The organism is Flavobacterium macrobrachii, assembly GCF_014486675.1.
Lineage (GTDB): Bacteria > Bacteroidota > Bacteroidia > Flavobacteriales > Flavobacteriaceae > Flavobacterium > Flavobacterium macrobrachii.
Map to the genome: position 1 here is coordinate 24,248 of NZ_JACTAC010000038.1, position 8,813 is coordinate 33,060.

7 protein-coding genes are annotated in these 8,813 nt (G+C 31.1%); 1 reads left to right on the forward strand and 6 read right to left on the reverse strand.

Annotation, left to right across the window (positions count from 1 at the left end):
* Positions 1 to 116: 116 nt before the first annotated feature.
* The 6 genes from IAI56_RS09575 to IAI56_RS09600 all read right to left on the reverse strand — a co-directional run bounded on the left by IAI56_RS09575 (position 117) and on the right by IAI56_RS09600 (position 8,257).
* Complete coding sequence (locus IAI56_RS09575; RefSeq protein WP_187657661.1) at positions 117 to 518, reverse strand: hypothetical protein; 402 nt, start codon at positions 516 to 518, stop codon at positions 117 to 119.
* A 158-nt stretch (positions 519 to 676) separates the two neighbouring features.
* A complete protein-coding gene (locus IAI56_RS09580; RefSeq protein WP_187657662.1) occupies positions 677 to 3,511 on the reverse strand; it encodes a type I restriction endonuclease subunit R in 2,835 nt (944 codons plus the stop codon).
* 155 nt (positions 3,512 to 3,666) lie between these two features.
* Entirely contained in the window at positions 3,667 to 4,416 is a 750-nt protein-coding gene (locus IAI56_RS09585) for a DUF3800 domain-containing protein (protein WP_187657663.1), read from the reverse strand.
* Positions 4,417 to 5,601 carry a restriction endonuclease subunit S gene (locus IAI56_RS09590; RefSeq protein WP_187657664.1) on the reverse strand — a complete coding sequence of 395 codons (1,185 nt, stop codon included), beginning with the start codon at positions 5,599 to 5,601 and terminating at the stop codon, positions 4,417 to 4,419.
* A gap of 1 nt (position 5,602) precedes the next feature.
* The gene (locus tag IAI56_RS09595) at positions 5,603 to 7,195 is read right to left on the reverse strand and encodes a type I restriction-modification system subunit M (protein ID WP_187657665.1); all 1,593 of its coding nucleotides are present in this window, start codon (positions 7,193 to 7,195) and stop codon (positions 5,603 to 5,605) included.
* 261 nt (positions 7,196 to 7,456) lie between these two features.
* Positions 7,457 to 8,257, reverse strand: coding sequence for a hypothetical protein (locus tag IAI56_RS09600; protein ID WP_187657666.1), 801 nt, complete (start codon positions 8,255 to 8,257; stop codon positions 7,457 to 7,459).
* Positions 8,258 to 8,575: 318 nt separating this feature from the next.
* Between IAI56_RS09600 and IAI56_RS16355 the strand changes: the two genes are divergently transcribed.
* Positions 8,576 to 8,701 (forward strand): hypothetical protein, encoded by a 126-nt coding sequence (locus tag IAI56_RS16355; protein ID WP_262896766.1) that lies wholly within the window; start codon positions 8,576 to 8,578, stop codon positions 8,699 to 8,701.
* The last annotated feature ends 112 nt before the right edge of the window (positions 8,702 to 8,813 follow it).

The following is an 8,813-nucleotide window of genomic DNA, read 5'->3' on the forward strand; positions in this document are numbered from 1 at the left end:
GTTTTATTCATTTATCGGTTTCGGTTAGGTATTTGTTGCTACGAATTCGGGAGACTTCGAAGAGCTGGTGAAGGGATTTCTACGCAAGTGGTTTCACGCGGTAGCGGAGATGGTAACTATTGAGGTGAAAATATTTTTTTCAATTTACCGAATTGAATAGTATCGCAATGACCACTGGTATAAAAGTAATCGATTTTTTTTTTTACCCATTTACTTTTTTTATGTTCAAATGCATACATCCTCCGTTTTGAAGCATCTTTATTATGCAAAACAATTTCCAAAATGTCTTTATTCTTGAAGGCAGTTTCAAAATCAAAAGCATCTAACTCATTTAATCGTATTTCTAATGTTTGTAGATTTTGCTCATCATTAGTAGCGAAAGATGGTAGCATTACTTCTCCAATTATGATTTCGTTTTTATCTTTATTTCTCCTGTGCAAAAGCCAATAATGATTCAATTGCTCTATTGAAGTAGATTTACAAGTACAAAACTTAATGTTTTTAGAAACTATGCACATGGTTATTTTTTATTGTATAATTTACATTTATCTGTTTGTTAATACTAGCACCTAATCCCAACTACTATTTAGACAAAACAAAACTTAAATACTCTAGATGTTTAGTTTAAAGACTTGTCAAAGCAACTTTCTTTTGCGAAAGCCCTACGTTCTGTCTTTTAATCATTGAAAAAGGTATTTATAAAATTCATGAATTTACTTAGGATTGTATCGCCTACTTTTGCTCTTTGCATAATTGATGGTTGGTTTTCGAGTATGTCTACTACTTCTTGTTTTGTTGGTGTTCTTTGTGAAAATAAATAATCTTCGGTTAGTTTTTTTAGTTTATCGCTGTTGAGTTTTTCTTCTTCGACGAATTTATTGAATGCTTTTTGTTTTTCTTCATTCATGTAGGTGTTATAATCTTCTTCGATGTTTTCGGGTTGGATTAGTGGCAGGTTTTCGATGATGAATTTTTCTATGAGTTCTCTTTTGCTACGTAGTTTTGATTCGCCTGCTACTAAATCGAGTATTTCTTTTTGTTTTCTTTCTTTTTCTTCGTTGGTTGTTGCTTTTAGATTGGCTAATAATGCTAATATATAGCTTACTGTGATGTCATCGCGATGGATTAATTCTAGTTCGAAATCTACTTCATTTATAATGGATGTTTTGTTTTTTATGTTATTGTTTTTATCGTATAATTCTAAATATTTCGATTTGTAATTATTAAATTCTTGTTCGTTTAAATCTATATCATCATAAGTAAAATCTACATAGGATGAAATCACATTTTTTAAACGGATTAAATGTCTAAATGCTATTATAAATTCTAGTTCTTCGTCTTCTGAATATAAACTATCTACTGATTCGAATGTTGGTACTATATTGATTAGTTTTTGGTAGGCTTCGTTGATGTCTTTTACGTATTTATCATAAGGTTGCATTATGATTATTTCCTTTGCTTCTTTGTTTGAAAATAACGCTATTGCATCGTCTGTTGCTTTTTTGAGGTTTCTGAAGACAATGATGTTTCCTTGTGATTTTTTTTCGCCTAGTATTCTGTTGGTTCTGGAATAGGCTTGGATTAATCCGTGGTGTCTTAAATTTTTATCGACATATAATGTATTCAATGTTTTAGAATCAAAACCTGTTAGGAACATATTGACTACGAAAAGTATGTCTATTTGTTTGTCGCGAACTCGCTTGGCGATGTCTTTGTAGTAGTTATAGAATAGTATGCTGTCTTTGGTTGAATAGTTTGTGTTGTATTTTTTGTTATAGATTTCGATATAGGATTCTAGTTTGTCTCTTTTGTGATAGGAGTTGTCCTCTGGTTCTGCCACGGTGTTGAAGTCTCTTTCGTCATAGTTATCGGTGTCGCTTATCATGTCGTCATTGGCTCCGAAGCTGAAGATTGTTGCAATATTGAGGTTGTGTTTTCCTTGTTCTTTTAGTTTTAGGAATGTGTCGTAGTATTTAATTAGCACTTCCACACTACTGACGCAAAACATTGCTGTGAACTCTTTGTTGTGCGTTTTTAATGGATGTTGTTGGATAACATAGTTGGCTATTTTTTCTATGCGGTCTTTGCTTTCCATTAGCTCTTTTGAGTCTATGGCTTCGACCTCGGTATCTATTTCGTTTTGGGAATTTTTTTCTTTGTATCGACCGACGTATTCGACTGAAAAGCGCAATACGTTTTCGTCTTTGATGGCATCTGTTATTACGTATTGGTGCAAACGGTTGCCGAATAGACTGGCTGTGGTTTGGTTTTCTTTGTTTTTTGAAAGTGCATTTTCTACAAATATTGGTGTTCCTGTGAAACCAAACATTTGATAGTTTTTGAAATACTGTGTGATTTTTTTATGTGTATCTCCAAATTGAGAACGATGGCATTCATCGAAAATAAAGACAATCTTTTTATCTTTTAGATTATCCATTGTTTTTAAATGATGCTCTTTGGTAATGGCATTATATAACTTTTGAATGGTAGTTACAATTAGCTTATTATTTGCATCATTAAATTGATTTACTAATGACTTTGTATTATTTGTAGTATCAACACAATCAGGTTTAAAAGCGTTGAACTCTTTAGCTGTTTGGTAATCTAAATCTTGTCTATCTACACAGAAAACTACTTTATCTACTTTTGGTAATTGTGAAAGTATTTGACTTGCTTTGAATGATGTTAAAGTTTTTCCCGATCCCGTTGTATGCCATATATAACCGTTATGATTACTATTTTTTACTTTATCAATAATTCTTTCTACTGCAAAGAACTGATAAGGTCTTAAAACCATTAGCATTTTATCGGTATCGTGTAATACTATATACTTGGTTATCATTTTAGACAAATGACATTTTTCAAGGAAAGTATTAGCGAAATCTTCTAATTTAGAAATACGTTTGTTGTTGTCGTCTGTCCAATAGAATGTTTGTTTGAAGTCTGGTTTTTTATTACCAAAGTTGCTGAAGTATTTTGTGTTTACTCCATTGCTAATAACAAATAATTGAACGAAATTGAATAATCCTGTATTAGACGAAAAGGAATGTTTTTGATAACGGTTAATTTGATTGTAGGCTTCTTTTAACTCTATGCCGGTTTTCTTTAATTCTATTTGAACTAATGGCAAACCATTGATTAATATAGTTACATCATAACGATTTTTATATGAACCTTCAACTGTTATTTGATTAGTTACTTGGTATTCGTTTTGACACCAAAAATCCATATTGATGAACTCAACATAAACTAACTCATTTTTATCATTCTTGAATGCAAATTTATCACGAAGTAATAAAGCTTTTTCAAAGATGTTATTTGACTTTGAAAGGTGGTTTATTATTTGCTTGAAATCACTATCAGAAAAAACTTTGTTGTTGTGTTTTTCTAATTGTTTTTTAAGATTAGCCAATAAATCGGTTTCATCTTTAATAGTTACTTTATCATATCCATTAGCTGTTAATTGACTGATTAAGTTTTGTTCTAATATTAATTCTGATTGTGATGTCATTGTTTTATTTTGTTAATAAATACACAAAAATGTTTATAAGTGTATGGTTTTATTTGTATATTTGCACCATAAAATATTGAATTTCTTATTCAAGATATAAGGATTGGGGTGTCCCCGGTCGAATAGTAGCCAGACGAAAGTTTGGCTTTTATTTTTTAAGGAAATCTTTTAAGTCCATATCTCAAGCCATTTTTATGATAAATCTTATTGCATAATACATCAAATGCAGGGTTTGCTCTTTTAGGTTCAATAACGTATCTCGCAATAGGATAAGCCACTAAATCGGTTAATTGCAAACCATTGATATTTTCCTTTTTATCTTTAAATACAATTTTTATTCTAACTTCTTTTAATCTTTCAGCCGACACATAACCTGTTCCTCTGGACAATAATCTTTGAAAATGTTCTTCTAATTTCTTATCTTCTTTTTTACCTCTTTTTTCAATAACTATTTCAAGTAGTTTTTCAGTGTTTGTTACTTCATCCAAACAAAAGATTGCTCTTTCAATAATAAAAGACAATGCTAATTCATAAACATCATTTGACAATTTGCCATACATTTTGATGTATTTAACTTTATTTATTGCAGATGCTAAAATTCTATATTTACTATCTTTAATTATAGCGTTTAAATCTAAATAAAATTGTTGCTTAATTTCATTATCAAATAAAATTTGAAATTCCTTATTGCATTTTCTAATATCGCGAGAATGAAGAATAACTTCTTTATTTGCCCAAAATTTTCTTTTTAAAACATTTATATTGTTTCTAGTTGTTTCATAATTGTCATCAGACATTAAAAGGCCACAAAGTAAAAAAACTGGGAAATCAGGGTCTAAATTAACTAGACCGTGATCTCCGCTTTCATCTATAAATAAATAATATTTTTTTATTTCATTTGCCATTTAAACAAACATTTGTTGTAATAACCCTTTTTTATATTCTTGGGTGTCTTGTATTTGATTTGAAACTAATTCTATTTTTCCATCAATTGCTGAAAGGAAATTTGTGATTTTGGTTTGTTCTCCCAATGAACTTGGTAGATTGACAATTAAATTTTTCAAATCTTTCTTTTGAATATTTGGTAAACCAGAACCTACTCTTAATCTCATAATTTCATCCTGATAAAATTTTAGTAATTGATACACAAAAGTTTTAGAAAAATTATTCAATAAATCTATTGAATAACAATGACCACCACACCAAAACTTTGTTTTAACAAAATTTACATAACCACAAGAATTACCTCCTTCACTAATAATAATTGTATTTTCTTCACGATTATATTTGTTTGTGTAACCTGAAGGTTCAATACCTCCACTAATACAAGGGTAAGTCTCAAAATCATTTAAATCATCTTTATTTAATTGATTTCCTTTATTTACCTCCGCAAAATCAGATAATTTAACTTCTTCCCAATCTTCAAAATCATTACCATTATCATCTTTGAACCTTATTTCTTGGTTGAAGATTTTTTGCATAATGCCTTTTTTGTAGTCTTCTAGAAGTGTTTTCTTTTCTTTTAATAGATTTAGTTTTTCATCAACTGAAGAAAGGAAATTGGCTATTTTGGTTTGTTCTTCGAGTGACGGAAAACCAATTTTAAAATCTTTAATTTGTTGTGAGCTGATGTGCGGTATTCCTGAACTAGTATTTACAATATCTACATAATCGTGAAATTTTTTAGAAAATACTTGTTGATATATATATCTAATGTTTGATTTGCTATTAGATCTTAATCTTGCAACCCTTTGAATTAATATTGCGTTCTCATCATCTTTTTTTATCAATGCTACGTTTTTTCCAACTTTCGAGCCGTCCATTCCAAGTACTAAATCATCTTCTTTAACAAAATACTTTTGAAGTTTGTCAACATTTCCTAGATAATACCTGTCAATTTCTTTAGTATGCCTTATCGAACCCTCTGTTATATTTATTCCCCTCAAAATAGGCGTACCGTTGTTGTCTTCACTTATTTCTTCACTTTTTAAAGCAATGCCTGAAAATAAATCAATGTATTCCTCTAAAGCTTCAATTTCCCAATTTTCTTTAAACTCTGGAAATCTTAATTTTGGTTGAAGTATTTCCATATTAAAAAGGTGTTTTAATATTTAGCTCTTTACAAAATGAGGCAATGGTATTGTCAACTGTTGTCATTTTTGTATCTATTGCTTGTAATTTATCGGCAATAGTGTCGATATTGATTTCTATTGCTTCTTCAAACGTATTTACATAACGAGGAATGTTTAAATTATAATCGTTTGCTTTTATTTCTTCAAGTGTTGCAAGGTTTGAATATTTTTCAATTACTTCTCTATTTTGATATGTTTTAATAATTTTATCAATGTCTTGTTCTCTTAATACATTTTGATTTTTTACTTTTTCAAAATCATTACTAGCATCAATAAATAAAATATTCTCTGGAGTTTCTTTACATTTCTTTAAAACTAAAATGCACGTTGGAATACTTGTGCCATAAAATAAGTTTGAAGGCAAACCAATAATTGCATCAATGTAGTTTCTATCTTCAATTAAATATTTACGAATATGTCCTTCTGCTGCACCACGAAATAAAACTCCGTGAGGAGCAATACAAGCCATAATTCCGTTATCATCTAATTGGTGTACCATATGTTGAATGAAAGCAAAATCTGCTTTTGTTCCTGGTGCTAATCTACCGTATTGTGAAAATCTATCATCATTTGAAAATAAAGGATTTGCAGACCATTTAGCAGAAAATGGTGGATTTGCTACAATAGCATCAAACTTAAAATCTAAATGTTGCGGTTTTTCTAAAGTGTCTTCGTTTTTAATATCGAATTTATGATAATTTACATCGTGCAAAATCATATTCATTCGAGCTAAGTTGTAAGTTGTTCGGTTTTGTTCTTGTCCGTAAAAATGCCCAACTTCTTCAACTTCTCTAGCTACTCGAAGCAACAGCGAACCACTCCCACACGTTGGGTCATATACTGATTTTAACTTGCTTTTTCTGGTAGTTACAATTTTGGCCAAGATAGAAGATACTTGTTGTGGTGTGTAAAATTCTCCTGCTTTTTGTCCTGCTCCTGCTGCAAACTGACCAATAAGATATTCGTAAGCATCACCTAATACATCGCCATCGGTATTGTCTAAGTCGAAATCAATTTCATCTAATGCTGTTAAGATTTTTACAATAACATCGTTTCTATCTTTTGTAGTTCTTCCAATCTTAGTTGAGTTTAAATCTATATCATAGAATAAATTATCAAAGTCGTCTTGGCTCTCTGAACCCATTGTACTTTTTTCGATTGAGTTTAAAACATTGGCTAAATCTTCTAAAATGAAGGTACTTTGAATTTGTTCTTCATCGTCTTCATTTATAACCTTTGCATTACCCTTTTTAGCTAGATTTGTGAATAGTTCGGATGGTTTTAGGAAATAACCTAGTGCATCAACAGTGGCTTCTTTTAGTGCTTCGAGAATTTCGTGGCCTTCTTTGGTGTTTTCGTCAATTTCATTAAATAGTATTCCGTCGGTTTTTAGAAAATCATTTGCTTTTTTTTCTAGTTTTTCTGAAAGGTATTTATAGAATATAAAACCAAGTATATAATCTTGGAATTGATTGGCTGAAATTTTACCTCTGAGTATGTTTGCAATAGCCCATAATTGGGTTTCGAGGAGTTTCTTTTGTTCGTCTGACATTGTATTTATTAAGCTTTATAAGTATGTAAACGTAGCAAAAATAAATGATTATAACAATCTATCGCTGCGTAGTTTTATGGATATTTTGTAAACGTAAAGCAAAAGAATGGTTGTGGTTTACAAGAATCCGCAATTGGGTGTTTTTTTTTATAATTTTACTTGTAATGCTATACTAATCTACATTGTTTTAAGTTTATTTGTTTGCAACCAGAACAGCCGTATGTGTAACTGTCCTGATGCAAACAACCACAAATATATTGTTTAGTATTTCCAGGTGTCGAGTTGTGTTTTGGTATAGGTTACATAAAACTTATCGGGTGCAGCTGTTTTGAATACGTTTTGAATGCCGCCGCCTTTTTGGTTGCAAAACGTTTTTCTTTCTTGGCTGAAAGCATCTTTTGAACCAATGTTGGTTATTTCGGAAACATAGAAATCGTTGTTGACTTTGTTTGTTTTGTCGCCTTTTGTATAGGTTATAGTATTATAGAACCGAATGGGTGATGCTTGTTCTGTGAATGATTTTGTGCTGGTTTGTCTTGAAGTTGGAAAACGAAGCAAATCGCAGTCGCGAAAAAGCGTTTGGTTGATTTGAAATTCGGAGATTGTTTTTGAGGTTTTCGGAGGTATTGCTACTACTTTGGCCTCGATGATTTCTACTCCGCTGGTCTTGTTACTGGATAATGTATTGGTAGAATAGGATGCTAATGAAAGCCAACCTAGTTGCGAAAAGCCTACAGTATTGGAGGTTTTTGTAGCGAGATGGTTTGTGTCTATGAATATTCTGTTTTGATAATAGTCGTAAGCTCTGTCGTTAATAACATAGAAACTTTGGTCTAGTTGCAGGTAAATTACTTCGGTGGTTTTGTTGTAGAATGTAAATCCTGCATTGCCGCTTTCTGCCCAAAGGTTGTAGTTTATTTTGCAATTGGCATCTTCAAATGCAATGGTGTTTCCTTCTGATTTAACCGTTTGGGATTGGGTTTTGTATACTTGGTAATAGGTTTTGACCGTGTTGCAAGATGCTAATAACATTAGTGCTAAAAGCGGTGTAATTTTTTTCATTGGTTTTAATTTTTATATTAATAGTCAAACTTAGTTAAGTTGTTTGAGCCTATTTTACGGGAAACCGCAATTGGGTGCTTTTTTTACTTTTTTATTTCATTGGTTGTAGTATGACATGCTGAAAGGCACACTGGGCAACCGTTTACATTTGGGTAGGTTTTACTGGATTCTATCAATGCTTCTTTGCAGGAGTTAAAGTAGCCAATGAATCTTCGGCTGAGGAAGTTGGGGATTTTTATGCACTCGGATAGGTGTACTAGGTGTTTTCCGTTGCTTTCTGGGTTTGTTTCGATATAGTATAATTTCATGTTTCTTAATTTGAAATCAAACTTAGGAAAGGTTATTGGGTTTGTTTTACGTGAAACCGTAATTGGGAGAGAAAAGTTAGAAGTTAGAAGTTGGAAGTTAGAAGTTAGAAGTTGGAAGTTGGAAGTTGGAAGTTAGAAGTTAGAAGTTAGAAAAATGGAGGATAGAAAATAGAGGATAGAAAATAGACTGAGATAGCCTGTAGCTATTGCTTCTCGATACAATTTTAACTAATAAAAATTGGCATTTT

Bases quoted from the DNA above. Each gene is read 5' to 3' on its own strand.
- IAI56_RS09575 (WP_187657661.1), bottom strand. From the start codon at position 518: ATGTGCATAGTTTCTAAAAACATTAAGTTTTGTACTTGTAAATCTACT.
- IAI56_RS09580 (WP_187657662.1), bottom strand. From the start codon at position 3,511: ATGACATCACAATCAGAATTAATATTAGAACAAAACTTAATCAGTCAA.
- IAI56_RS09585 (WP_187657663.1), bottom strand. From the start codon at position 4,416: ATGGCAAATGAAATAAAAAAATATTATTTATTTATAGATGAAAGCGGA.
- IAI56_RS09590 (WP_187657664.1), bottom strand. From the start codon at position 5,601: ATGGAAATACTTCAACCAAAATTAAGATTTCCAGAGTTTAAAGAAAAT.
- IAI56_RS09595 (WP_187657665.1), bottom strand. From the start codon at position 7,195: ATGTCAGACGAACAAAAGAAACTCCTCGAAACCCAATTATGGGCTATT.
- IAI56_RS09600 (WP_187657666.1), bottom strand. From the start codon at position 8,257: ATGAAAAAAATTACACCGCTTTTAGCACTAATGTTATTAGCATCTTGC.